Origin of the sequence: Streptomyces sp. CB02980 (assembly GCF_014451325.2) — a bacterium.
Taxonomy (GTDB): domain Bacteria; phylum Actinomycetota; class Actinomycetes; order Streptomycetales; family Streptomycetaceae; genus Streptomyces.
The window spans coordinates 308,741-335,033 of the sequence record NZ_JACSCH020000008.1; the positions used below are offsets into that span (position 1 = coordinate 308,741).

The 26,293-nt window shown below is 73.4% G+C and carries 27 protein-coding genes and 1 pseudogene; 13 read left to right on the top strand and 15 right to left on the bottom strand.

The window, feature by feature from the left end; genetic code table 11:
• Positions 1-23: 23 nt before the first annotated feature.
• Both E0F75_RS19495 and E0F75_RS19500 read right to left on the bottom strand, forming a co-directional pair.
• Positions 24-725 (bottom strand): MBL fold metallo-hydrolase, encoded by a 702-nt coding sequence (locus tag E0F75_RS19495; RefSeq protein WP_194481191.1) that lies wholly within the window; start codon positions 723-725, stop codon positions 24-26.
• An 85-nt stretch (positions 726-810) separates the two neighbouring features.
• Complete coding sequence (locus E0F75_RS19500; protein WP_187623791.1) at positions 811-2,175, bottom strand: dipeptidase; 1,365 nt, start codon at positions 2,173-2,175, stop codon at positions 811-813.
• 378 nt (positions 2,176-2,553) lie between these two features.
• Between E0F75_RS19500 and E0F75_RS19505 the strand changes: the two genes are divergently transcribed.
• Complete coding sequence (locus E0F75_RS19505; protein WP_374115414.1) at positions 2,554-3,963, top strand: geranylgeranyl reductase family protein; 1,410 nt, start codon at positions 2,554-2,556, stop codon at positions 3,961-3,963.
• Positions 3,964-4,033: 70 nt separating this feature from the next.
• Here the strand turns inward: E0F75_RS19505 and E0F75_RS19510 are convergent, their stop codons facing one another.
• A complete protein-coding gene (locus E0F75_RS19510; protein WP_187623792.1) occupies positions 4,034-4,528 on the bottom strand; it encodes a nitroreductase/quinone reductase family protein in 495 nt (164 codons plus the stop codon).
• Between the two features lie 159 nt (positions 4,529-4,687).
• Between E0F75_RS19510 and E0F75_RS19515 the strand changes: the two genes are divergently transcribed.
• The 3 genes from E0F75_RS19515 (at position 4,688) to E0F75_RS19525 (ending at position 7,527) form a co-directional block, all read left to right on the top strand.
• The gene (locus tag E0F75_RS19515) at positions 4,688-5,383 is read left to right on the top strand and encodes a TetR/AcrR family transcriptional regulator (protein ID WP_187623793.1); all 696 of its coding nucleotides are present in this window, start codon (positions 4,688-4,690) and stop codon (positions 5,381-5,383) included.
• Positions 5,384-5,755: 372 nt separating this feature from the next.
• Complete coding sequence (locus E0F75_RS19520; RefSeq protein WP_187623864.1) at positions 5,756-6,865, top strand: sensor histidine kinase; 1,110 nt, start codon at positions 5,756-5,758, stop codon at positions 6,863-6,865.
• Positions 6,862-7,527 (top strand): response regulator transcription factor, encoded by a 666-nt coding sequence (locus E0F75_RS19525; RefSeq protein ID WP_187623794.1) that lies wholly within the window; start codon positions 6,862-6,864, stop codon positions 7,525-7,527. The genes E0F75_RS19520 and E0F75_RS19525 overlap by 4 nt, the downstream gene beginning before the upstream one ends.
• A gap of 126 nt (positions 7,528-7,653) precedes the next feature.
• Here E0F75_RS19525 and E0F75_RS19530 read toward each other — a convergent pair whose 3' ends face one another.
• Complete coding sequence (locus E0F75_RS19530) at positions 7,654-9,222, bottom strand: MFS transporter (RefSeq protein ID WP_187623795.1); 1,569 nt, start codon at positions 9,220-9,222, stop codon at positions 7,654-7,656.
• A gap of 87 nt (positions 9,223-9,309) precedes the next feature.
• Here E0F75_RS19530 and E0F75_RS19535 point away from each other — a divergent pair, with 87 nt between their 5' ends.
• Positions 9,310-9,708: a MarR family winged helix-turn-helix transcriptional regulator gene (locus tag E0F75_RS19535; RefSeq protein WP_187623796.1), complete on the top strand. Its 399-nt coding sequence runs from the start codon at positions 9,310-9,312 to the stop codon at positions 9,706-9,708.
• Positions 9,709-9,720: 12 nt separating this feature from the next.
• On the opposite strand, the gene E0F75_RS19540 is transcribed toward E0F75_RS19535, so the two are convergent.
• Together E0F75_RS19540 and E0F75_RS19545 are read right to left on the bottom strand one after the other, a co-directional pair.
• Positions 9,721-10,473 (bottom strand): maleylpyruvate isomerase family mycothiol-dependent enzyme, encoded by a 753-nt coding sequence (locus E0F75_RS19540; protein ID WP_187623865.1) that lies wholly within the window; start codon positions 10,471-10,473, stop codon positions 9,721-9,723.
• Between the two features lie 59 nt (positions 10,474-10,532).
• Complete coding sequence (locus E0F75_RS19545; protein ID WP_187623797.1) at positions 10,533-11,762, bottom strand: MFS transporter; 1,230 nt, start codon at positions 11,760-11,762, stop codon at positions 10,533-10,535.
• Between the two features lie 104 nt (positions 11,763-11,866).
• On the opposite strand from E0F75_RS19545, the gene E0F75_RS19550 reads away from it, so the two are divergent.
• The 3 genes from E0F75_RS19550 (at position 11,867) to E0F75_RS19560 (ending at position 13,994) form a co-directional block, all read left to right on the top strand.
• Complete coding sequence (locus E0F75_RS19550; RefSeq protein ID WP_187623798.1) at positions 11,867-12,151, top strand: hypothetical protein; 285 nt, start codon at positions 11,867-11,869, stop codon at positions 12,149-12,151.
• 221 nt (positions 12,152-12,372) lie between these two features.
• A complete protein-coding gene (locus E0F75_RS19555; protein ID WP_055599491.1) occupies positions 12,373-12,606 on the top strand; it encodes a hypothetical protein in 234 nt (77 codons plus the stop codon).
• A 161-nt stretch (positions 12,607-12,767) separates the two neighbouring features.
• Positions 12,768-13,994, top strand: a complete 1,227-nt coding sequence (locus E0F75_RS19560) for an ROK family protein (RefSeq protein WP_187623799.1) — start codon at positions 12,768-12,770, stop codon at positions 13,992-13,994.
• Positions 13,995-14,097: 103 nt separating this feature from the next.
• Here E0F75_RS19560 and E0F75_RS19565 read toward each other — a convergent pair whose 3' ends face one another.
• Both E0F75_RS19565 and E0F75_RS19570 read right to left on the bottom strand, forming a co-directional pair.
• The gene (locus tag E0F75_RS19565) at positions 14,098-14,571 is read right to left on the bottom strand and encodes an SRPBCC family protein (RefSeq protein WP_187623800.1); all 474 of its coding nucleotides are present in this window, start codon (positions 14,569-14,571) and stop codon (positions 14,098-14,100) included.
• A gap of 9 nt (positions 14,572-14,580) precedes the next feature.
• Entirely contained in the window at positions 14,581-15,246 is a 666-nt protein-coding gene (locus E0F75_RS19570) for a DUF4232 domain-containing protein (protein WP_187623801.1), read from the bottom strand.
• A gap of 246 nt (positions 15,247-15,492) precedes the next feature.
• Here E0F75_RS19570 and E0F75_RS19575 point away from each other — a divergent pair, with 246 nt between their 5' ends.
• Positions 15,493-16,263 carry a cyclopropane-fatty-acyl-phospholipid synthase family protein gene (locus tag E0F75_RS19575; protein ID WP_187623802.1) on the top strand — a complete coding sequence of 257 codons (771 nt, stop codon included), beginning with the start codon at positions 15,493-15,495 and terminating at the stop codon, positions 16,261-16,263.
• 147 nt (positions 16,264-16,410) lie between these two features.
• Here E0F75_RS19575 and E0F75_RS19580 read toward each other — a convergent pair whose 3' ends face one another.
• Together E0F75_RS19580 and E0F75_RS19585 are read right to left on the bottom strand one after the other, a co-directional pair.
• Positions 16,411-16,995 (bottom strand): DUF4865 family protein, encoded by a 585-nt coding sequence (locus E0F75_RS19580; protein ID WP_187623803.1) that lies wholly within the window; start codon positions 16,993-16,995, stop codon positions 16,411-16,413.
• A gap of 35 nt (positions 16,996-17,030) precedes the next feature.
• Entirely contained in the window at positions 17,031-17,615 is a 585-nt protein-coding gene (locus E0F75_RS19585; protein ID WP_187623804.1) for a TetR/AcrR family transcriptional regulator, read from the bottom strand.
• Positions 17,616-17,815: 200 nt separating this feature from the next.
• On the opposite strand from E0F75_RS19585, the gene E0F75_RS19590 reads away from it, so the two are divergent.
• The 3 genes and pseudogenes from E0F75_RS19590 to E0F75_RS19600 all read left to right on the top strand — a co-directional run bounded on the left by E0F75_RS19590 (position 17,816) and on the right by E0F75_RS19600 (position 21,602).
• Positions 17,816-18,115, top strand: coding sequence for an SHOCT domain-containing protein (locus E0F75_RS19590; protein WP_187623805.1), 300 nt, complete (start codon positions 17,816-17,818; stop codon positions 18,113-18,115).
• A pseudogene (locus E0F75_RS19595) lies at positions 18,112-18,873 on the top strand (ABC transporter ATP-binding protein); the annotation flags it as partial. The gene E0F75_RS19590 and the pseudogene E0F75_RS19595, both read left to right, overlap by 4 nt.
• Before the next feature lie 161 nt (positions 18,874-19,034).
• Positions 19,035-21,602 carry an FtsX-like permease family protein gene (locus tag E0F75_RS19600; RefSeq protein ID WP_187623806.1) on the top strand — a complete coding sequence of 856 codons (2,568 nt, stop codon included), beginning with the start codon at positions 19,035-19,037 and terminating at the stop codon, positions 21,600-21,602.
• Between the two features lie 36 nt (positions 21,603-21,638).
• Here the strand turns inward: E0F75_RS19600 and E0F75_RS19605 are convergent, their stop codons facing one another.
• Positions 21,639-22,283: an ATP-binding protein gene (locus E0F75_RS19605; protein ID WP_187623807.1), complete on the bottom strand. Its 645-nt coding sequence runs from the start codon at positions 22,281-22,283 to the stop codon at positions 21,639-21,641.
• Positions 22,284-22,514: 231 nt separating this feature from the next.
• On the bottom strand, positions 22,515-22,841 hold the full coding sequence (locus E0F75_RS19610; protein ID WP_187623808.1) for a hypothetical protein: 327 nt from the start codon (positions 22,839-22,841) through the stop codon (positions 22,515-22,517).
• A 186-nt stretch (positions 22,842-23,027) separates the two neighbouring features.
• Between E0F75_RS19610 and E0F75_RS19615 the strand changes: the two genes are divergently transcribed.
• The gene (locus E0F75_RS19615) at positions 23,028-24,170 is read left to right on the top strand and encodes a PLP-dependent cysteine synthase family protein (RefSeq protein WP_187623809.1); all 1,143 of its coding nucleotides are present in this window, start codon (positions 23,028-23,030) and stop codon (positions 24,168-24,170) included.
• On the opposite strand, the gene E0F75_RS19620 is transcribed toward E0F75_RS19615, so the two are convergent.
• From E0F75_RS19620 to E0F75_RS19630, 3 genes are all read right to left on the bottom strand, one after another.
• Positions 24,130-24,630, bottom strand: coding sequence for an SRPBCC family protein (locus E0F75_RS19620; protein ID WP_187623810.1), 501 nt, complete (start codon positions 24,628-24,630; stop codon positions 24,130-24,132). The two genes, E0F75_RS19615 and E0F75_RS19620, sit on opposite strands and share 41 nt — an antisense overlap.
• Positions 24,631-24,905: 275 nt before the next feature.
• Positions 24,906-25,346 carry an SRPBCC family protein gene (locus tag E0F75_RS19625; RefSeq protein ID WP_187623811.1) on the bottom strand — a complete coding sequence of 147 codons (441 nt, stop codon included), beginning with the start codon at positions 25,344-25,346 and terminating at the stop codon, positions 24,906-24,908.
• Positions 25,347-25,368: 22 nt separating this feature from the next.
• Entirely contained in the window at positions 25,369-26,196 is an 828-nt protein-coding gene (locus tag E0F75_RS19630; RefSeq protein ID WP_187623812.1) for a DeoR/GlpR family DNA-binding transcription regulator, read from the bottom strand.
• Positions 26,197-26,293 lie beyond the last annotated feature (97 nt).

The window sequence follows — 26,293 nt, forward strand, 5'->3', positions numbered from 1 at the left end:
CGGTCAGGCCGTAGCCGTCGCGGTCAGGCCACCGCCGTCGCGGCCGCCGCGGTCAGTCGCGCCGCCGTGTCCGAGGTCACCGGCGCGCCGTGACCGCAGCACAACACCGACGGGCCCAGCTTCGCGAGCAGCCGCATCGAGTCCAGCGCGAGAGCGCGGTCGACATGGAGCACGCCGAACATCACGTCCGGCACCGACGCCACCGTGTCCCCGGTGAACAGCACACCGTGGCGCGGGAGATGGACGGCGATCGAACCGGGCGTGTGGCCGGGGGCGTGCACCACCACCGCGCCGCCGCCGAAGCCGAGCACCTCGCCGTCCTCGACCTCCCGGTCGACCCGGGTCGGCGGCGCCTCCGGCGAGGTCACACCGTGCTCGAAGATCGGGATCTCCCAGTCCAGGACGTGCGGCTCCGGCACCGGCGCCTCGCCCCGGATCACCGGCGCGTCGAGCCCGTGCGCGAGGATCTCGGCCCCGTGCCGGTCCGCCAGCTCCTGCGCCGAGCCCACGTGGTCCCGGTGGCAGTGGGTCAGCACGATCCGGCGCAGCCGGTCCGGGTCCAGGCCGACGGACCGTATCGCCGCGGCCGTCTCGTCCGCCATGCCGGCCCAGCCGGCGTCGATCAGGGTCAGCTCCTCCTCGTCCTGCCACAGGTAGGCCTGGCCGATGGAGTAGTCGAGGAGGTGCAGACGTGGGGTGATCCTGCCGAGCTCGATGGATGCCATACGGCGAACCTACGTATCTCCGCAGGTCCGCCGCATGCTTCTACGCTCTCGGCGAGCTTCGCCGAACGCTGAACGTGTCCGCCCGTCAGTTCTGCTTCTGGCGCGCGTAGTTGAGCAGGAAGTGCGCCTCGGCCACGGACAGCCGCTCCAGCTCGTCCGGCGAGACGGACTCGTTGGGCGCGTGGATCTGGGCCTCCGGCTCGCTCAGACCGATCAGCAGGATCTCCGACTCCGGGTACAGCGAGGCCAGCGTGTTGCACAGCGGGATCGAGCCGCCCATGCCCGCCGTCTGCATCTCCTGACCGGGGTACGCGATCCGCATCGCCTCGGCCATCGACGCGTACGCCGGGCTCGACGTGTCCGCCTGGAACGGCTGACCCTGGCCGACCTGTTCGAGCGAGACCCGGGCGTTCCACGGCGTGTGCTTCTCGATGTGCGCGAAGAGCAGCTTCGTCACCTCGGCCGAGTCCAGACCCGGCGGCACCCGCAGGCTGAGCTGGGCGCGGGCCGAGGACGGGATCGACGGGGTCGCCCCGGCGACCGGGTGGCAGTCGATGCCGATGACGGTGACGGCGGGACGCGCCCAGATCCGGTCGGCGACCGTACCGGCACCCGGCAGGGCCACTCCCGTGAGGACCTTGGCGTCCTGGCGGAAGTCCTCCTCCGGGTACTGCAGCCCCTCCCACACCTGGTCGCCCGGCAGCCCGTCGATGACGGTGGAACCGTCCGGGCCGCGCAGCGAGTCAAGTACGCGGATCAGCGCGGCCAGCGCGTCCGGCGCGGCACCGCCGAACTGACCGGAGTGCAGATTGCCCTCCAGGGTGTCGATCCCCACCCGGATCATCGTCATGCCGCGCAGGGTCGCGGTCACGGTCGGCAGCCCCACCCGGAAGTTGCCCGCGTCGCCGATCACGATCGCGTCGGAGACGAGCAGTTCGGGGTGCTGCTCCGCGTACCGCTCGAGACCGCCGGTGCCCTGCTCCTCCGAACCCTCGACGATCACCTTGACCGTCACGGGAATGCCGCCGTTCGCCTTGAGGGCGCGCAGCGCGAGCAGGTGCAGGATGAAGCCGCCCTTGCAGTCGGCCGTGCCACGCCCGTACCAGCGCCCGTTGCGCTCCGTCAGCTCGAACGGCGGGGTCAGCCAGGCGGACTCGTCCAGCTTCGGCTGTACGTCGTAGTGCGCGTACAGAAGGACGGTCGGCGCGCCGACCGGGCCGGGCAGGAGGCCGTACACGGCCTGCGAGCCGTCCGGGGTGTCGAGCAGCGCCACGTCCTGGAAGTCCTCGGCGCGCAGCGCGTCCGCGACCCAGTTCGCGGCGCCCTCGCACTCGCTGCGGGGCGCCACGGCCTCGTCCGCCACCGACTCGAAGGCCACCAGCTCCGTGAGCTCGGCCTTGGCACGGGGCATCAGGGACCGGACGGTCTCGGCGATCGGATTCGAGGTCATGGGCACGCTCCTGATGGGTGCGACGTTTACGACGTAAGGACGGCGTTCGGCGTATGTCGTGGTACGGCGAACGCACCGCCGATCCTACGGCGCGGGCCTCTGGCTACCGCGCCGTAGGATGCGTCAGGAGCAGACCACCGGTCGGATCAGGAGCAGAAGCACATCGTGAGCAGCGAGCAAGCGGAGAACGCCGGTCCGGAGAACACCGCGCCCGAAGGCGCGGCTCCTGAGGGCATCACGGACGGGGTGTCGGACGCGGTGTCGGACGAGGTCACGGACGCCGAGGCGTCCCACGTATCGCACGAATCGCACGACGGGGCGCCCGCGGAGGAGGCCTTGGACGCCGTGACGGCCGACGCCGTGACCGCCCTGGACGATGTGGGCGGTGTCGATGGCGCGGAGGGCGCGAACACCGAGGTCTGGGACGTCGTGGTCGTCGGCGCGGGGCCCGGCGGCGCGTCCGCGGCCTACGCGGCGGCGGTCGCCGGACGACGGGTGCTGCTCCTGGAGAAGTCCGAGCTGCCCCGGTACAAGACCTGCGGCGGAGGCATCATCGGCCCCTCCCGCGACTGTCTGCCGCCCGGCTTCGAACTGCCCCTCCAGGACCGGGTGCACGCCGTCACCTTCTCCCTGGACGGCCGTTTCGCCCGTACCCGCCGCTCGCGGAAGATGCTCTTCGGGCTCATCAACCGCCCGGAGTTCGACGCCCAGCTCGTCGAGCACGCCCAGAAGGCCGGCGCCGAGCTGCGGACCGGGGTCACGGTGACCCGCGTGGAGCAGCACGGCCCGGCGGTGCCGGACCGGCGGACCGTCGCCGTGGTGCTCGCCGACGGCGAGACCGTGCTCGCGCGCGCGGTCGTCGGCGCCGACGGCAGTGCCAGCCGGATAGGCGCGCATGTCGGGGTGAAGCTCGGTCAGGTCGACCTGGGCCTGGAGGCGGAGATTCCGGTACCGCCGTCCGTGGCCGAGGACTGGAAGGGCCGCGTCCTCATCGACTGGGGCCCGATGCCCGGCAGTTACGGGTGGGTGTTCCCCAAGGGCGACACCCTGACGGTCGGCGTCATCTCGGCGCGCGGCGAGGGCGCCGCCACCAAGCGGTACATGGAGGACTTCGTCGCCCGGCTCGGCCTGTCCGGTTTCGAGCCCACGATCTCCTCCGGCCATCTGACGCGCTGCCGCACCGACGACTCGCCGCTCTCCCGCGGCCGGGTCCTCGTCTGCGGTGACGCGGCGGGGCTCCTGGAGCCGTGGACGCGTGAGGGCATCTCGTACGCGCTCCGCTCGGGCCGCCTTGCCGGCGAGTGGGCGGTACGGGTCGCCGAGGCCAACGACGCGGTCGACGCACGGCGTCAGGCCCTGAACTACGCCTTCGCCATCAAGGCCGGCCTCGGTGTCGAGATGGCCGTCGGGCGGCGGATGCTCGCCGTCTTCGAGCGGCGGCCGGGGCTGCTGCACGCGACGCTGACGGGGCTGCGTCCCGCCTGGAACGCGTTCGCCGACATCACCCGGGGTTCGGCGACGCTCGGCGGCATGGTCCGCTCGAACGGCATGGCCCGGCGGGCCCTGGAGATCCTCGACAAGCGCATGGACACCTCGTCGGGTGTCGGCCCGGCGGGTCGGGGCGTCGGCAAGGGCGAGCGGTCGGCACCCGAGGCCGAGGTGAACGCGGATGCGAGCACGGATGCGACGGTGGATGTGAAGGCGGAGGGGCAGGCCGAGGTGCAGGCCGGCTCGAAGGCCGACGCGTCCGCGAAGCCGGAGGCTCCCGAGGCCCCGGAAGTGGTCTGAGGCCTTGGACCGGCGCCCCTGGCGTACATGAAGTGAGTGTGGTGGACGGGCTCCGCCGCTCCGGCCGGTTTCACGCGGCGGGAGTGGTGGGGCCCGTCGGCGTGACGCGGAAGACGGGATGCTTCGGCGCGATCGCGCGCAGTTCCTCGTCGGAGGAGTCGGGGCCGACGCCGCCGAAGAAGACGCCGACCTCGGCCTTCCAGCGCTTGAGGTAGGCGCGCAGCAGCGCGGGCTTGTCGTCATCGGCGACCTCGACGACGGTGAAGTCCTGCACGTGCTTGCCGAGGATCAGCTGCCCGCCGCCGGCGACCCGCATGTTGTGGGTCCACTGGACGTGGCCGCGGGGCGCCACGAGGTAGCGGACGCCGTCCACCGTCAGGAGGTTGACGGGGGTACGGCGCCACTCGCCGCTCTTGCGGCCGCGGACGGCGAGCACGCGGGAGCCCCAGACGCTGAAGCCGCGGCGGGTCGCCCAGGCGACGGTGCGGTTGAGGACGTTCACGGTGAACCAGCCGGGCTTCATGACGTGGGCGGCGGGGTCGGAGTGGGTGGGCCGTGCGGACATGGTTCCTCCTGGGGCATCAAGCGGTGCCGGGTGGCAGCGACCGGGAGCAAAGTGTGAGCACTGCTCTCGCTTGATTCGAGTGTGCAGGAATTGCCGCTCACAATCAAGAGCACTGCTCTCGTTTCGTATCGGCGATCTGAAAGTGGCACACTGCTCTCCATGACGACCGTTCGAGGGGCCCGCGCCCGCGCCCGTATCGAGATCACCGCCGCCATCAAGGACGAGGCCCGCACCCAGCTCGCCGCCGAGGGGGCCGCCAAGCTGTCCCTGCGGGCCGTCGCCCGTGAGCTGGGCATGGTCTCCTCCGCGCTCTACCGCTACTTCCCGAGCCGCGACGACCTGCTCACCGCACTGATCGTCGACGCGTACGACGCGATCGGCGCCGCAGCGGAGAAGGCCGCCGCCGAGACGGCGGGGCAGCGCCCCCTGGACCGGTGGACCGCCGTCTGCCGGGCCGTCCGCGCCTGGGCCGTCGCCCACCCGCACGAGTACGCCCTGATCTACGGTTCTCCCGTCCCCGGCTACAGCGCGCCCCAGGACACGATCGTCCCCGCCTCCCGCGTCGGCCTCGTCCTCATCGAGACCGCGCGCAGCGCGCACACCGGCGAGGGCGTCGCCCTGCCGCCGCTCCCCGAGGGACTCCGTCCCGAGGCCGCCCGGCTGGCCGCCGACATCGCGCCGGACCTTCCGCCGGCCCTCGCGGTCACGCTCGTGGCCGCCTGGTCGCAGCTCTTCGGGCTGATCTCCTTCGAGGTGTTCGGCCACTTCCACAACATCGTCGAGGACCGCGACGCGTTCTTCGCGGCGACGGCCCGCCGCCTCGGCCAGGACGTGGGCCTGCTGCCGCGCGGCTGAGACGGCTCGACACGCCCCGGGGACGGGACGCCGTCTACTCCGCCGGGAGTACGGGCGACCACCCCGTCGGGCTGACGTTTCCACGGCCCCCGCACGGTTAGCGTGGCGGACATGGGTAAGGAGCGGAGGCGCGGGCACGAGCGCGGGCGCGGCGACGCGAGGCCGGCGCGCGGGCCGGGGGAGCGGCGGGCACGCGAGCACCGGTCGCATGAGCACCGGACGAGCGAGCACCGGACGAGCGAGCACCGGACGAGCGAGCACCGGACGCACGAGCACCCGGGTCGGGCGGCCGGCCGCGAGTGGGGCCGGTGGCAGCGCGGGGACGGCGGCGGCCTGCCCTGGCGGTCCACGCTCCTGATCGCCGTGGTCGTCATGGCGGGGACCGGGTTCGCCGCGAGGAACCAGCCCGACCGGGAGGCGCTCGACGCGCTCGGACGCGCCCTGCTGCTCCTCGGAGCGGCGCCCCTGCTGTTCCGCCACCGGTGGCCGGTGCCGGTGGTGTTCGGCGTCGCGGCCGTCACCCTCGGCTATCTCCTGGCCGGTTACCCGTACGGCCCGGTGTTCGTCATGGTCGCCGTCGCCTGTTTCGCGGCCGTCGTGCACGGACACCGGACCGCCGCCGCCTGGGCCCTCGGCCTGCTGTGGGCGGGCCATCTGCTGCTCTCGCACTGGCTCTACCGCTGGCTGCCCCCGGCGGGCGACGGGCCCGCCCCCTGGGGGCAGGAGCTGCCCGCGGCGGCGTTCGCCGTGGCCGTGCTGGCCGCCTCCGAGACGGTCCGCGTACGGCGCGAACAGCGGGCGCAGCTGCGGGCCGACCGGGCCGCCGCCGAGCAGCGGCGCGCCGACGAGGAACGGCTCCGTATCGCCCGCGAACTCCACGACGTGCTCGCCCACTCGATCTCCGTGATCAACGTGCAGGCAGGGGTCGGCCTCGCCCTCCTGGACTCCGACCCCGAGCAGGCCCGCACCGCGCTGACCACCATCAAGGCGGCCAGCAAGGAGGCGCTCGGCGAGGTGCGCCAGGTCCTCGACACCCTCCGCACCCGCGGCGACGCGCCCCGCGCGCCCGCCCCCGGACTCGGCCGGCTCCCCGAACTCGTCGAACAGGCCGGCGCCGCGGGCCTCACCGTCACCGTCACGACGACCGGACCGCGTACCGACCTGCCGCCCGGCGCCGACCTCGCCGCCTTCCGGATCGTGCAGGAGGCGCTCACCAACGTGGTGCGCCACTCCGGTTCGCGTGCGGCCCGGGTGCGGATCGGGTACGGCTCCGGGCACCTGGACCTGACGGTCGACGACGACGGCCCGGCCACCGGCACCGAGGCGGGTGGCAGCGGCAACGGACTCGCCGGCATGCGGGAGCGGGCCGCGGCCCTCGGTGGCACCATCGAGGCGGGCGCGCGCCCGGACGGCGGCTTCCGTGTCCACGCCGTGCTCCCGTTCCACCAGGAAGAGACCCCGTCACCGCAGGAGACCCCGTGATCCGAGTGCTGCTCGCCGACGACCAGTCGCTGGTCCGGGCGGGGTTCCGCGCGCTGCTCGACGCCCAGCAGGACATCGAGGTCGCGGGGGAGGCATCCGACGGCGACGAGGCCGTGGAGCGGGTGCGCGCCCTGCGCCCCGACGTCGTCCTCATGGACATCCGGATGCCGCGGCTCGACGGTCTCGAGGCCACCCGCCGCATCACGGCCGACCTGGACCTCGCCGAGGTCCGGGTCGTCATGCTGACCACCTTCGAACTCGACGAGTACGTCTTCGAGGCGATCCGCGCGGGCGCCTCCGGCTTCCTGGTCAAGGACACCGAGCCGGAGGAACTGCTGCGGGCCGTGCGCGCCGTCGTCCACGGGGACGCCCTGCTCTCCCCGGGCGTGACCCGCCGTCTGATCGAGGAGTTCGCCGCCCGCTCCAAGGCCCCGGGGGCGACGGCGGCCCTCGGCGCCCTGACCGAGCGGGAGCGGGAGGTGATGGCCCTGGTGGGCATCGGCCTGTCCAACGAGGAGATCGCCCGCAGGCTGGTCGTCAGCCCCCTCACCGCCAAGACCCACGTCAGCCGCGCCATGGTGAAACTCGGCGCCCGGGACCGCGCCCAACTCGTCGTCCTGGCCTACGAGTCGGGCCTCGTACGCCCCGGCTGGCTCGGCTGAGCACCGAGGGAGGCCGGACCGGCGGTCGCTCGGGACGGCCGGGCCCGGGCCGACGCCTGCGGACCTCGCCGGGCGGCACGTGCCCGGCGGGATCCGGACGTCCCCCCACGGTCTGACCGACGGGCCCTAGTCGCGGACCGCGACCTTCGCCGGGGCGCTCTCGAATGCCGTACCGCTGTCGGTGGTCGTACCGCCCTCGGCGGCCGGAGCGCCAGCCCCCGCCGGCGTGGAGCGGGCGACGACGACCGACGGTTCGCCGTCCTGCTTCCGCTTCGTCCGGAGGCCCGGCAGCGTGACGAGCAGTCCGGCCAGGGCGATGACCGTGACCACGGCCAGCCCCGGACGGAAGTTGTCCAGGACCGCCTGCGGCGAGGCGGTGCCCTCGCCGCCGTCCGCGGTGATCACGGCGGTGATGACGGCGAGGAACAGCGCGCCGCCGACCTGGATCGAGGTGTTGAGGAGTCCCGACACCATGCCCTGCTCGTCGTCGTCGACCCCGTTGGTGGCCTGGATGTTGAGTGACGGGAACACCAGGGCGCAGGCCGCGCCGAGCAGCAGCATCGACGGCAGGATGACGGCGGCGTACTGCGGGGTGAGGGAGATCCGCAGGAACAGCGCGTACGCCACGACGAGCAGCGTGAAGCCGACGGCGATCACCCGGGGGGTGCCGAAGCGGTCCACGATGCCGCCGATCTTGGTGGAGGAGAGTGCCACGAGCACACCGGCCGGCAGGAAGGCGAGGGCCGTCTGGAGCGCTGACCAGTGGAGCAGCGACTGCATGTACTGGGTCACGATGAACTGGAAGGCGACGTACGAGCCGAAGAACGCCGCCGCACCGAGCTGGGCCCGTACCTGCGAGCCGGAGCGCAGCACTCCGAGCCGTACGAGGGGACTCGCGCTGCGGCGTTCGATCAGGACGAAGGAGACGAGCAGGGCGGCGGCCACGGCGAAGGACAGCAGGGTGCGCACGGAGGTCCAGCCCGTCTCGGTGGCCTGGACGACGGTGAACACGAGCAGCAGCATCGCGGCCGTGCCGGTGACGGCGCCCGGCAGGTCGTAGCCGCCGGAGGAGTTCTCCCGGGCGCTGTGCGGGATGAGGCGGAGCGCGAAGACCAGCGCGATGAGGGCGACGGGGGCGGGAAGCAGCATCGTCCAGCGCCAGCTTAGCTCGGTGAGGAGCCCGGACAGGACCAGGCCCATCGAGAAGCCGGTGGCGGCGCAGGTGGTGTAGATGGACAGGGCCCGGTTGCGCTGCGGGCCCTCCTTGAAGGTCGTGGTGATGATCGACAGACCGGCGGGGGCGGTGAACGCGGCGCTCAGCCCCTTGATGAAGCGGCTGGCGATCAGGAGGGGCCCGGAGTCGACGAGCCCGCCGAGCAGGGAGGCGAGCGCGAAGACGGCCAGCGCGATGAGGAAGACCCGGCGGCGGCCGAGCAGATCGGCGGCGCGGCCGCCGAGGAGGAGCAGGCCGCCGTAGCCGAGGATGTAGCCGCTCACGATCCACTGGAGGGTGGCGGTGGAGAGGCCGAGATCGGTGGCGATCGAGGGCAGGGCCACACCGACCATGGAGACGTCGAGGGCGTCGAGGAACATCGCGGCGCAGAGCACGAGCAGGGTGCCCCAGAGGCGCGGGCTCCAGCGTTCCTGGGCGGAGTCGGACACACCGGTGGGCGCGTCGGTGAGCGGAGAGGTCATGGGCAGGACAGTACATGCACATGCATTGAATGCGAGTGCATTTAATTCCCGTGCAACAAAAAGGGTCGTTTCTGCTACCGTGCGGCCATGGCAGCGAACAAGTCCGAACGCGCGCTCGTGGACGAGTGGCGTGACGTCCTTGCCCTGCACGCCCGTACGACCTGTGAGCTCGACCGGGCGCTCCATCCGTACGGCCTCGGTGCCAGCGACTTCGAGGTCCTCGACGTGCTCGCGGAGGGCGCGGCGGAGGACGGCCCGGGTTCCTGGCGCGTCCAGGAGCTGGCAGGTCGGGTCCACCTCAGCCAGAGCGCCCTGTCCCGGCTGATCGCGCGTCTGGAGAAGGACGGCCTGGTCGTGCGGGGGATGTGTGCCGAGGACCGGCGCGGCGTCCAGGTGAAGCTGACCGAGAAGGGCCTGGCCCGCCATGCCGAGGTCCGGCCCCTCCAGCGCGACGTACTGACCCGGATGCTGGACGAGTCGGCCTGAGCGGTCCCGGGTTCAGGACCAGGCGATCCCGGAGGTCTCGCGCCACACCCGTGCGAGCTCCTCGTCACCGGTGAGCGTCACGGCGTCGAAGGGCAGCCGGTTCCACAGGACGAGGTACAGCCGGTCGGCGGCCCCGACGAGCTCGGTGTCCACCGGCCCCGACGCCCGACCGTCCCGCTCGGTCCGGGGCGGCTCGGTCGCCGAGAGCCGCACGGTCCACACGTCACCCGTGTCGGTCGCCCGCACCCGCAGGGTCCGGGGCTCGGCCGTCCGCACCCGGCTGCGGTTCCGGCCGTGGAACCGGAACAGCAGCTCGTCGATGCCGTCGACCGCGACCGGCGGCTTCACCGGCCGCGGCCCCGCGGCGAGCGCCGACTCGGCGTCCGCGCGGTGGACGATGGTCTCGTGCGCCTGCCGCCGCGCCCAGAAGGTGAGCGGCGAGGGCGCGGGCAGGAAGGTCCAGCACTCCAGGGACTCCGGCGCCGCCCGCAGGGCGGCGACCAGACCCGCGTGCCCCTCGCGGAAGTAGGTCAGGAGCTCTTCGCCGTCGAGCGAGGTCTCGCCACCGTCCGGCCGATACGTGGTGCGCGCGTGGACCACGAGGTCCGTGGCCCAGCGGTGCACCATCGAGGTGTGCCGGAGGAGGTCCCGAACCCGCCACCCGGGACAGGTCGGCACCTCCGCGTCCGGCCCGGCCTCGCCCGCCGCCACCGCGAGGGCCCGGCCGGCGGTCTCCAGGGCGTCGACGTACTCGACGACCTTCAACGTTCCCTCGCGCGACGCGTCCATGGGCGAATTCTCGCAGCCAAGGGCGCGCCGCGGGATCAACTCGCCCGAGTGGCTCCGGCGTTCCGCGCCCAGTAGCCCATGGCGGCGGCACCGGCCGCGAGCACGGCGACGGTCGTGAGCGCCACCGGCAGGGAGAACCAGTCGGCGAGGAACCCGATGGACGGCGGGCCGAGCAGCATGCCCCCGTATCCGAGCGTGGACGCGGTCGCCACCCCGCCGGGTCCGGCGACGGCACCGGCGCGGGCCACGGCGACGGGGAAGATGTTGGCGAGCCCGAGGCCCGTGATCGCGAAGCCGAGCAGGGTGGCCCAGATGCTCGGCGCGAGCGCGCCGAGCAGCATGCCGGCGGCGGCCGTGGCGCCACCGAGGACCAGGGTCCGCGTCTGGCCCAGGCGTTCGAGCAGGGCGGTGCCGGAGAGGCGCCCCGCGGTCATGGTCAGCGCGAACACGGAGTACCCGGCGGCGGCCACTCCCGGATGCGCGCCGAGGTCCTGCTCCAGGTGGAGGGCGCCCCAGTCGGCGAGCGCGCCTTCGCCGTACGCCGTGCAGAGGGCGATCACACCGAAGACCAGGACGATGCGCCGCGACCCACCGGGCCGCCCGCTCTGCGCACCGGCCGCGGGCGCCGGCGGTTCGGGCGCCGGGGCGGGGGAGGGGTGACGCAGGAGTACGGGCCCGGCGACAGCGGTGAGCGCCAGCCCGACCACGGTCAGCCCCAGCAGATGGGCGGTCGGGGACAGGCCCCCGGCGAGCAGTCCGCCGAGCCCCGCGCCGATCATGCCGCCGAGGCTGAACGCGGCGTGGAAGCTGGGCATCACCGGGCGCCGGAGCGCGGTCACGAGGTCCACGGCGGCGCTGTTCATGGCGACGTTGATCCCGCCGTACGCGGCTCCGAACACGAGCAGGACGAGGCCGAGGGTGAGCGGCGACCGGGTGAGCGCCGGCAGGGCGACCGACAGCGACAGGAGCACGGCGGTGGCGACGGTGACGGCGTGGGAGCCGTAGCGACGGCAGAGCCGTCCGGTCAGCGTCATGGTGATGACGGCGCCGGCGGACACCCCGAGCAGGGCGAGGCCGAGGTCACCGGCCGAGGCGCCGGTCTGCTGCTTGACGGCGGGGATCCGGACGACCCAGCCGGCGAACAGGAAACCGTCGAGGGCGAAGAAGAGGGTCAGGGCGACGCGGAGGCGGGACAGGGGGTGGGTGGCGGTGTCTCCGCCGGAGCCCCCCGGAACGGCCGTCCGTACTTTGTTTAGTAGCGGCACAAACTCAGGATAGGGGGATCCCGCGGCCGCAATCAAGCGGGCGGCGGGCGAACCCGAAGGCGGCCCTTGATCATCGGTGGCGTCGCCCCTACGGTCCCGAAGGTATGACGGCCCTCGCCTCCTTCACCTTCGTGCGCCACACCGACGGGCTCCGCCACCGCTTCGAACGCGACGGCGAGCACCACGGCCGCCCCGCCTATCGGCGCACGGACGGCAACGTCCGCTGCGTCTGGTCGCCGGCCGAGGGCTGGCACTGCGAGATCGCCGACGGCCTCGTGACCGCCCGTCCCCTGAACGGCGACGCCGAGGGAACCGAACCGCCGGCCACCGTCTGGCGCAGCTTCAAGGGCGACCGCTCCTACCTCTACGACCTCCGCCCCGAAGCGTGATGCCCACTGCCGTGCAGGCTGTCCGGGTGACAAAGACCAGGTCATCGCAGTGAGGGCGATCCCCAACGGGCCACTGGAGAGCATCGTTTCTGCGCCCGTGCCACCCCGGGATCCGACTGCCCGGCATTGGAGTGAGACGCCGTGTCTCGCCTTTTCCCGAGGCGTTTGACCGGCAGACGAGCACCTTTTGGCACGTCATTCCGAGATCTTGAGGAGTAGTCATGCGTTCTCTCGCCGCGTCTGTCCTGGCCGTGGGCATTCTGCTGGGCGGCGCCGGTTCCGCGCTCGCCGACGACGGATTCGGTGCGGGGTACTTCTCCGCCGGCGGCGCGGGCTTCAGCTCGCACTGCTCGGTGGCCGGCGTCCCGGCCGTCTACGGAACGATCTTCACCGGCTCGTGTCACGAGAAGGGCTGGGAGAAGGGCCCGGAGGGCGCGTTCCTCGGCGCGCACTGACCTGACGCACCGGCTCGGGCGAGGCCACGGCCCTCGCCCGGGCCGCCCCACTCCGGCGGACCCGCCCGACCGCCCGGCGGACACCCGCCCAGCGGCCCCCACCTCCCAGGGGAGACGCCCAGGGGGACACCCCACCCCCCGATCATGGGAGACTCGCCCCCATGAACGGCAAGGCGACGACGACCCGGACACGGCTGGACAGGGGGCGCAACGCGCTCGGCCCCGCGCTGGAGCTGGTGCACACCGGCAGGGCGCCCACCAGGGCCGTCCTGACCGCCGAACTCGGCGTCACCCGTGCCACCGCCGGTGCGGTCGCCGCGGAACTGGAGGCCCTCGGCCTCATCCGCGTGGACTCCAACCCCGGCGCCGCCGCGGGTTCCCAGGGCCGCCCCAGCCACCGTCTCGCCGTCGACGAGAAGGGCCCCGTCGCCCTCGCCGCCCAGGTCCATGCCGACGGATTCCGCGCCGCACTCGTCGGCCTCGGCGGCACCATCGTGGCCACCGTCCCCGGCTGCGTCACCGTCTCCGCCGACCCGGCCCAGGTCCTCGGCGAGGTCGTCGAGGCCGGAGTCGCCCTGCTCAAGGAGAGCGGCCGCCGCTGCGTCGGCGCGGGGCTCGCCGCCCCCTCGGCCGTGGCGGAGCCCGAGGGCACCGCGCTGAACCCGTTGCACCTCGCCTGGCCCGCCGGGGCGCAGGTCCGGGAGATCTTCGCCGAGCGGGTGCGGGCCGCCGGGATCGACGGCCCCGCCTTCACCGGCAACGACGTGAACCTCGCCGCCCTGGCCGAGCACCGCCACGGCGCGGGCCGCGGCGCCCGCGACCTGCTCTGCGTGGCCACCGGCCACCGGGGCGTCGGCGGCGCCCTCGTCCTGGACGGGCGCCTGCACACCGGGAGCGCGGGCCTCGCCCTGGAGGTCGGCCACCTCACGGTGAACCCGGAGGGTCGCCCCTGTCACTGCGGCAGCCGCGGCTGCCTGGACGTGGAGACGGACCCGCTGGCCTTCCTCACGGCGGCGGGCCGCGCACCCGGCCCCGAGCTGTCCCTGCTCCAGCAGGCCCGCGACCTGCTGCGCACGAGCCCCGACGACCCGGGCGTACGGGTCGCGGTGGGGGAGCTGATCGACCGTCTGGGCCTCGGCCTCGCGGGCCTGGTGAACATCCTCAACCCGGACCGGATCATCCTGGGCGGCCTCCACCGCGAGCTTCTCGACGCGGACCCGGAGCGCCTCCGCGCGGTCGTCGCCGACCGCAGCCTCTGGGGCCGCAGCGGCGGAGTGCCGATCCTCCCCTGCACCCTGGACCACAACAGCCTCGTCGGTGCCGCCGAGCTGGCGTGGCAGCCGGTCCTGGACGACCCGCTGGCGGCGCTGAGCCGCGAACCGGTCTGAACGCTCGCCCTGCGCGAGCCGGTCTGACAGCCGGCCCTGCGCGAGCCGGTCCGACCGCTCGCCCAGCGGGAGCCGCTCTGACAGCTTGCCCCGCCCAGGGGCGTCACGCCTGCGGGTCGGGCCGCCCCTCGGCCAGCGCGGCCAACCGCTCCAGGGCCATCCGGGTACCGGCCTCGTTGTCGGCGGCGGGCACGCCGTCGGGCACCCCCTCGTGAACGAGGACCACCTCCGTGCCGCCCCCCAGGGCGATCAGGGTCGTGGTGAGCGTCATGGGGCCCTGAAGCCCGGGGTCAGAGGTCTCGAACTCGATGATCTCGACGACGCGTTCGTCCGGAAGCAGCTCGACGAAGCGCCCGTGGTACGTGTCCGTGCGGGCCCCCGACTTGCCGGCGCCGTCCGCGGTGCCGTAAGTGAGGGAGACCCGGAAGGTTCCCCCCTCGCGCGCGTCGAACTCATGGACCTCGCAGGTCATTCCGTACGGCACGCGCCAGCGCGCGACCGCCTCCGGGGCGAGCAGGGCCCGGTAGACGGCCGCGGGCGGGGCGTCGACATGGCGGGACACGCGCGTGGTGTACACGTCTCCAGGCTAGAGGCTGAGGGCGTCCTCCGCGTTCGTCATCCACGCGGTCACCGAGTTCTTGTCCGGCGACACGTACAGGCCCGGGGTCGAGACCTTGAGCGGCTTCTGCTCCAGGTCGGAATCGGTGCTCATCGTCATCGCGATCGAGTGGACGGTCGTACCCTTGCCGTCCTTGAGGCCGCCCATGAGTCCCGCGTACGCCGACTGTCCCGGCGCGAGCCGGATCGCGTCCTCGATGCCGGGGGCCGGACCCCGCTCGACGGCCTGCCCGTCGAGGTCGCCGAAGGTGACGACCGGGTGTCCCAGGGCCCGGCAGGGCTTGCTGCCCTTGTTGGTGATCTTCAGTAGGTAGCTGCCGGTCGTGGGCTCCGCCAGGGCCGCGGTGAAGGTCACGTCGAAGGTGCTGCACGGGAACACGTCGTAGTCGGGGTCGACCGAAGGCGACGCGGGCTTGGAGGGGGCCGGGGTCTTCGGGGGAGCGTCCGTCGGGGCATCGCTCGGCGCTTCCGTGGGGGCCTTCGTCGGCGCGTCCGTCGGCGTCACGGACTTCGACGGAGTCGCCGACGGTGCTGCGGGACCACCTGCCGCCCCGTCATCGCCGGGCCCGCAGGCGGTCAGCGAGACCGCGGCGAGGGCGACGAGAACGACGGCGGATCTGCGGACGGTGCTCATGATGGTGTCCCCCGATGAGAAGCGCGCACGGCGCGGTGACGAACGAACTGGTCAGATCCGATCTGATCCGAGCTGACCCGGTCCGAGCTCGGTCGGTCCGAATTCCCAGGATCCCGAAGAAACTTCACGGCTTGGTGACGACGGCTTGCCGAAATCACCACGGCGTCGTCGGGAGGTCCCCCGCCGCACCCTCATCGGCCGGAAACCCCTGGCCGGCGCCCGTTGGACGACGTACCGTTCCACCTCATGACCATTTCTGATCATGATCTTCCTCCGCGTCTCGGCAGCCTCACCTTCCACAGTCCGCTCTCGGAGGCCCGTGCGACCCGCATGGTCGAGCGGCTCGCCGCCATCGAGCCCGCCGACGTGCTCGACATCGGCTGCGGGTGGGGCGAGTTGCTGCTGCGCATCGCCGAGGCCGCGCCGGCGGCCAAGGGTGCGGGGATCGACATCAACGGCGAGGACCTGGCCCGCGGCCGGGCCCTGGCCGAGGTCCGTGGCCTCGCCGACCGCGTCGAGTTCGTCGAGGAGTCGGCGTTCGGTACCGGCCGGGGACCCGTCGACGTGGTCCTCTGTCACGGATCGAGCCAGGCCCTCTGCGACCCCGATCAGCCGCACGACCTCTCCGCCGCCCTGAGCGAACTCCGCCGTCTCGTCAGGCCCGGAGGGCATGTCGTGCTCGGGGAGTGCTTCTGGGACCGCACGCCCACGGACGAGGAACTGGCCGGGATGTGGCCGGGCGCGAACGAGGGGGACCACACGTCCCTGGGCACCCTCGTCGACCTCGCGATCGAGGCGGGATTCCGGCCCGCGTGGATCGAGACGGCGACCGCCGAGGAGTGGGAGGAGTTCGAGTCGGGCTACCGGTACGACACCGAGCTCTGGCTCGCCGCCCACCCCGACCACCCGCTCGCCGCCGAGACCCGGGAGCGCGTCGACCGGCAGCGCTCGACGTGGGTGAACGGCTACCGGCGCGTCCTCGGCATGGCCTACCTGACGCTCGTCGCCGTGGCCTGATCCATCAGGCGGGGGGCCACCGGGCCGGGGTCGACTCAGCAAGGGCCACCGGGCTCAGGCCGACCGAGCCGGGGCCACCGGGCTCAGGCCGACCGAGCCGGAGCCACCGGGCTCAGGCCGACGACGTCGGGGCCACCGGGCCCCGGCTCACCACTGCCGCCCCGCCCCCAACTGCCCCCGCCCCGGCGCGGACAGATGCAGGACACGGAAGCGCTCGCCCTCGCCGGCGGGCGCTTCCGCGTCGGCCCACAAGGTGAACGCGAGCAGCTCCCAGTGCCGCGGATCGACCGCCAGGGCGGAGGCCACCACCCCGTCCCGCCGCGCCTCTCGCGCGTGCCCGGCGACCGCGTCCGCCACGGCCTCGCCGGGCGGGACCCCTTCCCCGAGCGGGGTCCTGCGACGCGTCGCGGTGCGCGGCGCCGCACCGGACGCGGGCCCCTCCTCGTACGACAGGCCGGTCCAGTGCTGCACCACGGGACGGCCGAAGTCGTTCACGATGCCCTGGAAGCCCGGGCCCCAGAGGAAGGAGTTCATGCCCTCGGGGGTGGTCCACAGATAGAACGGCGCGTACTGGTTGACCGGCGACGCGTCCCCGCGCTCCCGCACCAGATACGCCTTCAGGCCGAGCCCGGGGAAGTCGTCGAGCAGACGGCCCCTCGTCGCCACCCGCTCGCGGATGATCCCCATGTCGTAGTCGGCGGGCAGGCTGATCTCGTACTGCATGGCGTGCACTGGAAGGCTCCCATCGCCTCTCGGGGCAGATCTGTTCAGCCGACGGCGGTACGAGGGGCGAGCAGGCTCAACAGCCCCCGTACAGCGCTGTCGAAGGGCTCCCGCGCCCCTGTCGCGCGCGCCAGCACGTACCCGCCCTGCACGGTCGCCAGGACCGTCGCCGCGACGTCCTCCGCGTCGAGGACGGCGCTCAACTCGCCACTGTCCAGGCCCTCCTGGGCGACCTCGGCGAGCCGGGCGCGCAGTCGCCCGAGCACCTCGTCGACCGGCGCGCGCAGCACGGGATCGGCGATGACCTCGGGATCCATCGTCAGCCGGCCCACGGGGCAGCCCCGCAGGACGTCCCGCTCGCGCAGCAGATAGGCCTCGATACGGGAGTACGCCGTGCCGTCGCCGCTCAGGACGGCGTCGGCGGCGGCGCCCATCTCCTCGGCCGTCCGCCGGATCGCGGCGAGCGCCAGATCGGGCTTGCCCGCGAAGTGGTGGTACATGCTGCCCTGACCCGCCCCCGCCGCCTGCTGCACGGCCTTGGGGCTGGTCCCCACGTACCCCCGCTCCCACAGGAGCTCGCGGGTCGCCTCGATCAGTCGCTCGGAGGTGCTCATGACCGCACTGTACATACCAGTAGGTACAGAAGAGAAGGAGAGCCGGAGCCGCCATGTACTCCCGCCGTCGTACACGCGATGCCGCTGCCCGTACGACGCGCCCGACCCCCATCCGGAGGGAGCCTCGAACCACGGAACAAGACCACCACAGCGCACCGGTCACGGCGCACCCGTCACAGGGCGCCGATCGCGGCGCACCGAGGAGCTGAACCCTCATGAACACACTCGCCCACGCGGGCCCCGGCCCGTGGGTCCTTCTCTTCCCCCTCGTCTGGGCGGCGGTGATCGTCGGCGTCGTCACGATCGCGCGCCGCGCCGGATGGCGCCGGGGTCGCGGCCCGTGGCGCGACGTCGGCCCCGGCCGCGCCGAGGGGCCGGACGACAGCTCGCCCATCGCCCTCCTCGGCCACCGCTTCGCCGCCGGGGAGATCGACGAGGACGAGTACTGGCGTCGGCTGACCGTCCTCGAAGAGCAGTTCGGCCGCCGTACCGACTCCAAGGGGCACCGGGCATGACCACCACCGAGAAGCGCCTCAGGACCGTGCCCCCCGCCACCCCCGCCGCCGTCCGTGTCGTCGACGCCGTCAAGGTCTACGGGCGCGGCGACACGGAGGTCAGGGCCCTGGACGGGGTGAGCGTCGACTTCCCCGTCGGTCGCTTCACCGCCGTCATGGGCCCTTCGGGCTCCGGCAAGTCCACCCTCATGCACTGCGCCGCCGGGCTCGACACCCTCACCTCCGGCGCCGCCCTCCTCGGCGACACCGACCTCGCCACGCTCGACGACCGCCGTCTGACGCTGCTGCGCCGCGACCGGATCGGCTTCGTCTTCCAGGCCTTCAACCTGCTCCCGACCCTCACCGTCGCCGAGAACATCACCCTTCCGCTGGACCTCGCCGGCCACACCGTCGACCGGGAGCGCTTCGACCGGATCGTCGACACGGTCGGGCTCCGCGACCGCCTCCACCACCGGCCGAGCGAGCTCTCCGGCGGACAGCAGCAGCGTGTGGCCGTCGCCCGCGCGTTCGCCGGGGACCCGGACGTCGTCTTCGCCGACGAACCGACCGGCAACCTCGACTCGCGCTCCGGCGAGGAGGTCCTGCGCCTGCTCGGCCGTACGGTGCGCGAGACCGGCCGTACGGTCGTCATGGTCACCCACGACCCGGTCGCCGCCGCCCACGCCGACGAGGTGATCTTCCTCGCGGACGGCCGGCTCGTCGACCGGATGACGGCCCCCACGGCCGACCGCGTGCTCGACCGCATGAAGGCGTTCGAGACGACGACCGGGACCGGAGCCCGTACGAGCGACGGTCACCCGACCGGCTCGAACCCGACCGACACCCACCCGACCGGCCCGGAATCGGCCGGCTCGAACCCGACCGGCCCGGACCCGACCGACGGTCACCCGACCGCCCTCACCTCCGGGGGTGTGTCCCCATGAGGACTCCCTCCGCCCCCGCCTCGCTCCGCCTCGCCCGTTCCTCCCTCAGCGCCCACCGGCGCCGGTTCCTCGGCACCTTCGTCGCCGTCCTCCTCGGCGTCGCCTTCCTCACCGGCACCCTCGTCATGGGCGACACCCTGCGCGCGAGTTTCGACTCGATGTTCACCGGCGCGAGCCGGGGCACCGACGCCGTCGTCCGCAGCGCCGTCACGGTGACGGCCTCGGGCGACGCCCAGGGCACCCGCGGCCCCGTCGACGCGGACCTCGCCGAGCGCCTCGCGCGCGTGCCCGGGGTCGCGGCCGCCGCGCCCCGGATCGAGGGCGCCGGCCAGCTCCTCGCGGCCGACGGCACCCCCGTCGGCGGCAAGGGCCCGCCCACCCTCGCCGGGAACTGGATCGACGACCCGGCCCTCAACCCGTACAAGCTCGCGGAAGGCCGTGCCCCGAGCGCCCCCGGCGAGGCCGTCGTCAACCGGGGTGCCGCGAAGGCCGCGGGTCTCGCCCTGGGCGACACGACGGTCCTGCGCACCCCTGACCCGGTGCGCGTCACCGTCGTCGGTCTCGCCACCTTCGGCGGCGCGGACGGCATGGGCCAGGTCACCTGGGCGGGTCTGACCCGCGCCGACGCCGAGCGGTATCTGACGGCACGCCCCGGCGAGGCGACGAGCATCGCCGTACGGGCCGGGCCCGGCGTCTCCCAGGAGGAGCTGGTCGCCGCCCTCGCCCCCGCCCTGCCCGACGACGTCGAGGCGATCACCGGGCAGCGCGCCGCCGAGGAGAACACCGAGATGGTCTCCGGCCGCTTCCTCAGCCTCTTCACGACCTTCCTGCTGGTGTTCAGCGGGGTCGCGGTGCTCGTCTCCGTCTTCAGCATCCACAACACCTTCGCCGTGCTCGTCGCCCAGCGGACCCGTGAGAACGCCCTGCTCCGCGCGATCGGCGCCGCCCGGCGCCAGGTCGTCACCGGCACCCTCGCCGAGGCGCTGACCGTCGGTCTGCTCGCCTCCCTCGCCGGACTGCTCGCCGGGATCGGCGTGGCGGCCGGCCTCCAGGCCCTCTTCCCCGCCATCGGATTCCCCTTCCCCGAGGGCGACCTGGTCGTGACCGGCACCTCCCTCGTGCTGCCGCTCGCCGTCGGCCTCGCGGTCTGCGCGGGCTCGGCGCTCCTGCCCGCCGTACGGGCCGGGCGCACGGCCCCGCTCGCCGCGCTCCGCGAGACGCAGGTGGACGCCTCGGGCACGTCACGCGCGCGCGTGGTGACCGGCGGCGTCCTGCTCGCCGTCGCGGTCGGCACGGTCCTCGCCGGCGTGCTCGGCGCCCCCTCGCTGTGGTTCGCCGCCACCGGAGCGGCGCTCGCCGTCGCGGCCTTCGTGGTCCTCGGCCCGGTGGCCGCCTCGGTCGCCGTACGGGTCCTCGGCCGCCCCCTGCGCGGCGCCAACCGCGGGCTCGCGCGCCGCAACGCCCTGCGCAGCCCGGGGCGTACGGCAGCGACCGCGACCGCCCTGATGATCGGCGTCGCGGTGGTCACCCTCTTCACGGTCTTCGGCGCCTCGCTCAAGGCGACCATGGACCGCACCGTCGACCGCTCCTTCGCGGGCGACGTGGCCATCAGCGGTGCCACGTTCGGCGCCGGCGGCGCGGGGCTCAGCCCGCGTCTCGCACCGGCCGTCGGCGCGCTGCCCGAGGTCGACACCGCCGTGGGCCTGGGGCGCGGGGTGGCGGAGGTGGACGGCAAGGGCCGTGCCCTGACCGTCACCGACCCGGCCGCGCTCGCCCGGGCCCTCGACCTGGGCGAGGTGAGGGGCTCCCTCACCGGCCTCGGTACGGACGGCCTCGCCGTCGCCGCCGACGAGGCGGCCTCCGCGGGCCTGGCTCCCGGGCGGACGACCGAGCTCACGTTCACGGACGGCACCCGGCACACCTTCACCGTCCGGGCGGTCTACGAACGCTCCGACCTGGCCGGCGACTACCTCGTCACCCGCGAGGCCTGGGCCCCGCACCGCACCCAGGACTCCGACACCCTGGTCGCCGTCTCCTTCGCGGACGGGGTCGGCACCGAGGAGGGCAAGGCGGCCGTGACCGAGGTCGCGGACCGCTACGGGCAGCCCGAGGTGCAGACCCGGGAGGAGTACGCGGAGTCCTCGGCGGGCGGCATCGACATGATGCTCACCCTCGTGTACGCGCTCCTCGCCCTCGCCGTCCTGATCGCGCTGCTCGGCATCACGAACACGCTGACCCTGTCCGTCCACGAACGGACGCGTGAGCTGGGCCTGTTGCGGGCCGTCGGCCAGACCCGGGCGCAGCTGCGGGCCATGGTCCGCTGGGAGTCGGTCCTGGTGGCGGCGTTCGGCACACTCGGCGGACTCGTCCTCGGCGGCTTCCTCGGCTGGGTGCTGGTCCGCGCCTCGGAGGGCTCGGGCGACAGCGCGTTCGCCTTCGCCGTACCGGCGGTGCAGCTGGCGACCGTGGCCCTGGTGGGTCTGGTCGCCGGGGCCGTGGCGGCCCTGCGCCCGGCGCGCCGGGCGGCCCGTCTGGAGATCCTCCGGGCGATCGCCACGGAGTGAGGGAGGGCCCGGGGCCGGCCCTCTCGGGCCGCCCCGTCAGCCCGTGCGGCCCGCCGGCACCCGGCGGGCCGCAGCCACGGCCATGGCGGGGGCCGGTGCGAGAGCGGGTTCGAGGGTCGCCGGGGCGGGGGCCGGGTCGGCCGGGGCGCTGAGCGGCACGCCGGGGAACGGCGCGTACCCCCGGAACGGGCCCTCGGTCGTCGAGCCGTACACGGCGCGGGAACGCGTCTCGACCGGGACGGCGCGCGGCGGCGCGGCGAGCGTGAACCACACCACCTTCCCGTCGGCCCCGCACGGGCGGACACCCCAACTCTCGCTGACCGCACCGACGATGGCGAGGCCGCGACCGGACGTGGCCAGCCCGTCGTACCCGTCGCCCCCCTCGTACGCGTCGAGCGGGTCCGGGCAGCCGACGGCCTCCGGTATGCGCGGGTCGTGGTCCCGGACGGAAACCGTGAGGCGGTCGAGCAGCAGCTCGATCTCGACGGTGCACCGCTTGTCCGGCTGGGCATGCCGGTGGACGTTCGTCAGGAGCTCGGTGACACCGAGCACGGCATGGTCGATCAAAGCGTCGAGCTGCCAATGACGGAGATGCGCGGAAACAATCCTGCGGACCTGTCCGATCCGCGACGGCAGGGCCTGGAGCTCCACCGCGTAAAACCTGCTCGGCTCGCTGATCACGGCTGCGACTCCCCGAAGTAGTCCGGAAGAAGACGAAGATTCGGATCTCACATGCGGTACAGCAGGGTGGCGACCTGAGCACACTGTCACCACCGGTCAACCCTCGGTGAGGTGGTTCCCAGCGTGAACCAGTGGTGAGCGTCGCGCAACTCACGGCGACCCGCGACACGCCGAGGCGTCGCTTCGGCGCCGCCCGGGCGCCCTGCCTCGGCGCCGCCCAGGAACCCGGCTTCAGCGCCGCCCCGCCGCCCGCTTCAGCGCCGCCAGGAACCGCCCCGACTCCTCCGACGCGCCGCGGCCGTCGCCCCCGGTGGCGCCGCCCTTGTCGAGGGTCAGCCGGTAGCGCGTGCCGTTCACGGTGGCCACCGCCTCGTCGGGCTTCGCGAACCACGGGCGCCCCGCCCGGACCGCCGTCACGGGCGCGCTGTCGATCTCGCTGCCGTAACTCGTGAGGAGGGCGAGCCGCCCGTCCTCGATCCGCACCTCGCCGGCGCGTGTCAGTGAACGCGGCCAGCGGGCGATCCGTACGCCCCTGGCGCTGAACTCGGGTTCCGACATGCCGATCCGCCCCTTTCACCCGGTTGCCCTCCCAGTGTGCCGGGCCGTCGCGGCCCGCACCAGAGGCCCTTCCGTACGGCGTCCGCAAGTCATCCCTATGGACAGTCAAAGGAAACGTTTGCCCAGGTGAGAGGGGTATCGTCGGCAGCGGGGGAGTACCCGGGAAGCGATCGAGGAGAGGCGCGGATGAGCACCACCGAGAACAGTGTGGAGAGCGGTGTCACGGCCGCGGCGGTGACCGTCGACGTCGACCGCACCGATCCGGCGTACCGGTCCTGGCTCAAGGAGGCCGTCCGCAAGGTCCAGGCCGACTCCAACCGCTCGGCCGACACGCATCTGCTGCGCTTCCCGCTCCCCGAGAAGTGGGGCATCGACCTCTACCTCAAGGACGAGTCCACCCACCCCACCGGCAGCCTCAAGCACCGCCTCGCCCGCTCCCTCTTCCTGTACGGCCTCTGCAACGGCTGGATCCGGCCGGGCAAGCCCGTCATCGAGGCCTCCAGCGGCTCGACCGCCGTCTCCGAGGCGTACTTCGCGAAGCTGATCGGCGTCCCCTTCATCTCGGTGATGCCCCGCACGACCAGCCCCGAGAAGTGCCGGCTGATCGAATTCCACGGTGGGCAGTGCCACTTCGTCGACGACTCGCGCACGATGTACGAGGAGGCCGCCGCGCTCGCCGAGCGCACCGGCGGTCACTACATGGACCAGTTCACCTACGCGGAGCGGGCCACCGACTGGCGCGGCAACAACAACATCGCCGAATCGATGTACCAGCAGCTGAGGCTGGAGCGCTACCCGGAGCCCGCCTGGATCGTGGCCACCGCGGGCACCGGCGGCACCTCGGCGACCATCGCCCGCTACGTCCACTACATGCAGCACGACACCCGCATCTGTGTCGCCGACCCCGAGAACTCCTGTTTCTTCGACGGCTGGACGCACCACGACCCGCACGCCACCGCCGACTGCGGTTCGCGGATCGAGGGCATCGGCCGTCCCCGGATGGAGCCGAGCTTCGTGCCCGGCGCCATCGACCGCATGATGAAGGTGCCCGACGCGGCGAGCGTCGCCGCCGTCCGCGCCCTGGAGACGGCGATCGGCCGCAAGGCGGGCGGCTCCACCGGCACCGGCCTGTGGAGCGCCTTCAAGATCATCGCCGAGATGGTCGCCCACGAGCGGACCGGCAGTGTCGTCACCCTGATCTGCGACGGGGGCGAGCGCTACCTGGACAAGTACTACTCCGACGACTGGCTGGCCGCCCAGGGCCTGGACATCGGTCCCTACAGCGCCGCTATCGAACGGTTCCTGGCGACGGGGGCCTGGCCGGAGTGAGCCGCCGGTCGAGCCGGCGCGCGGCGTCCCGGAAGGACAGCCCCACGCCCGGCCCCGCCAGGCGCAGTGCCAGCCGGAACGGCGCGGCACCGTCGGCGGCCATCGTCCATCGCAGCCGGGTGCCCTTGCCGACGGGGGAGAGGGTCCACTCCTCCGCGAGGGCCGCCATGCCGGGGGCGTTGGTCGAGTCGACCCGGTAGGCGTACCGGGCGTCGGGCTCGGCGGCCAGGATCGTCTCCTCGAAGACGATCCCGCCCCGGAGACGGACCGTCCGGCCCGCCCCGTCACCCGACGGAACGGCGGAGGAGACCGCGGTGAACCAGGCGGGCAGGCTCCCCACCTCCACGGCGAGGGACCGGTAGACGGTCGGGGGCGGGGCGGCGAGCGTCGCCGTGAAGACCAGACGGACGGGCGCGGACGCGGTGAAGTCGAGCTCCACCGGCCTCAGTCGGCGTGCCATGGACCAACCCTCCCCAGGACGGAACAGGACGGAAGCGGAAGTGCACCCTAGCTGACGGAATGTCAACAGCACAGGGGGTACGGACGGTGGCCCCGCTCACTCCGAACGGACCGGCCTCGGCCCGGCCACCGAAGCCTTGGGAGCGCGCCCGCTGGTCCGGCCGCCGAGGCCGCCTCGGACCGCCCGCCGGTCCGTCCTCGGTCCGGCCACCGAAGCCGCCTCGGCCCCTCGTCGGTCCGGCCGCCGAAGCCCTCGGCCCGCCGGTCGCACCTGCCTCATCCCTCCCGCAGCAGCCCGTCCACCGCCCGGCCGAACAGGGCACGCCCCGCCCGCCCGAGCACCGGGTCGAAGGCCCGCGGCAGGCCCCGTACGGACAGTTCCTCCGTCCACACCACCCGGCTTCCGCCGCCCGGCATCTCTGTCACCTCGACGAGTGCCCACCCCCGTACGACCCGCCCGGACTTCTCCAGACGGCAGACGCCCGACCGGTCCGCCCGCGGCGGTTCCCAGACCACGACCTCCATCGGGTCGTCGAAGGACAGCGGGCCGAGGCCGGTACGGGCCGTGAAGCGGGTCCCGGCCCGGTTCGGCCCCGGCGTCAGCACCCTCGTCCGCGTCAGCGGCACCTGGCGGCCGTGGGCCGGCCAGTCCGTGAGCCGCCGCCACACCTCGTCCGGCGCCGGCGACACGGTCCGCTCGACCCGGAAGAGGGTCACGCCCGGTCCCCGGGAAGGAGGCTCACGCCTGCTCCTCGCCCGCCACCACGAGCCCCGGCAGGTGCTCCGCCACCTCGGCCCGTACGTCCTCGGGCAGGCCCCGGTCCGTCACCCAGGTGTCCACCTCGTCCAGGCCGGCGAACGAACTCAGCCCCACCGTCCCCCACTTGGTGTGGTCGGCGACCACGACGACCCGGCGCGCCGACCGCATCAGGCACCCGTTCGTCTCGGCCTCCGCCAGATTCGGCGTCGACAGACCCGCCTCCACCGAGATGCCGTGCACCCCGAGGAACAGCAGGTCGAAGTGGAGCGACCGGACCGCCCGGTCCGCCACCGGCCCCACCAGGGCGTCGGACGGCGTGCGCACCCCGCCCGTCAGGACGACCGTGGCCGCCCCGCGCCGCGACTCCCCACCACCGCCCGTCAGTTGGGCCTCGTGGAACACGTCCGCGACCCGGACCGAGTTCGTCACCACGGTCAGGTCCGGCACGTCGAGCAGATGCCGGGCCAGGGCGTACGTGGTCGTGCCGCCGGACAGGGCGATCGCGCTGCCCGGCGCGACCATCGCGGCCGCCGTCCGGGCGATCTCGTCCTTGGCGCTCGGTTCGAGCACCGACTTGGCCTCGAAGCCCGGCTCGTGGGTACTCGCCTCGACCACCGGAACGGCCCCGCCGTGCACCTTCGCGAGCATGCCCTGCCGGGCCAGCGCGTCCAGGTCGCGACGGATCGTCATGTCCGAGACGCTGAGGCGCCGGGTCAGCTCGTTGACCCGTACACCGCCGCGCCGCCGTACCTCGTCGAGGATCAGGGCACGCCGCTGCTCCGCGAGGAGGTTCTGGTTGTCAGTCACCGCCGGGGCCGGTCCTTCCGCAGGAGACAAGGGGATGGGTGTCGGATTCGGTGAGGAACGGTGCGCGGGCGCACCACTGTCCGCGATCCTGGTGCCG

Bases quoted from the DNA above. Each gene is read 5' to 3' on its own strand.
- E0F75_RS19495 (WP_194481191.1), bottom strand. From the start codon at position 725: ATGGCATCCATCGAGCTCGGCAGGATCACCCCACGTCTGCACCTCCTC.
- E0F75_RS19500 (WP_187623791.1), bottom strand. From the start codon at position 2,175: ATGACCTCGAATCCGATCGCCGAGACCGTCCGGTCCCTGATGCCCCGT.
- E0F75_RS19510 (WP_187623792.1), bottom strand. From the start codon at position 4,528: ATGTCCGCACGGCCCACCCACTCCGACCCCGCCGCCCACGTCATGAAG.
- E0F75_RS19515 (WP_187623793.1), top strand. From the start codon at position 4,688: ATGACGACCGTTCGAGGGGCCCGCGCCCGCGCCCGTATCGAGATCACC.
- E0F75_RS19520 (WP_187623864.1), top strand. From the start codon at position 5,756: ATGGCGGGGACCGGGTTCGCCGCGAGGAACCAGCCCGACCGGGAGGCG.
- E0F75_RS19530 (WP_187623795.1), bottom strand. From the start codon at position 9,222: ATGACCTCTCCGCTCACCGACGCGCCCACCGGTGTGTCCGACTCCGCC.
- E0F75_RS19535 (WP_187623796.1), top strand. From the start codon at position 9,310: ATGGCAGCGAACAAGTCCGAACGCGCGCTCGTGGACGAGTGGCGTGAC.
- E0F75_RS19550 (WP_187623798.1), top strand. From the start codon at position 11,867: ATGACGGCCCTCGCCTCCTTCACCTTCGTGCGCCACACCGACGGGCTC.
- E0F75_RS19555 (WP_055599491.1), top strand. From the start codon at position 12,373: ATGCGTTCTCTCGCCGCGTCTGTCCTGGCCGTGGGCATTCTGCTGGGC.
- E0F75_RS19560 (WP_187623799.1), top strand. From the start codon at position 12,768: ATGAACGGCAAGGCGACGACGACCCGGACACGGCTGGACAGGGGGCGC.
- E0F75_RS19570 (WP_187623801.1), bottom strand. From the start codon at position 15,246: ATGAGCACCGTCCGCAGATCCGCCGTCGTTCTCGTCGCCCTCGCCGCG.
- E0F75_RS19575 (WP_187623802.1), top strand. From the start codon at position 15,493: ATGACCATTTCTGATCATGATCTTCCTCCGCGTCTCGGCAGCCTCACC.
- E0F75_RS19585 (WP_187623804.1), bottom strand. From the start codon at position 17,615: ATGTACAGTGCGGTCATGAGCACCTCCGAGCGACTGATCGAGGCGACC.
- E0F75_RS19590 (WP_187623805.1), top strand. From the start codon at position 17,816: ATGAACACACTCGCCCACGCGGGCCCCGGCCCGTGGGTCCTTCTCTTC.
- E0F75_RS19600 (WP_187623806.1), top strand. From the start codon at position 19,035: ATGAGGACTCCCTCCGCCCCCGCCTCGCTCCGCCTCGCCCGTTCCTCC.
- E0F75_RS19610 (WP_187623808.1), bottom strand. From the start codon at position 22,841: ATGTCGGAACCCGAGTTCAGCGCCAGGGGCGTACGGATCGCCCGCTGG.
- E0F75_RS19615 (WP_187623809.1), top strand. From the start codon at position 23,028: ATGAGCACCACCGAGAACAGTGTGGAGAGCGGTGTCACGGCCGCGGCG.
- E0F75_RS19620 (WP_187623810.1), bottom strand. From the start codon at position 24,630: ATGGCACGCCGACTGAGGCCGGTGGAGCTCGACTTCACCGCGTCCGCG.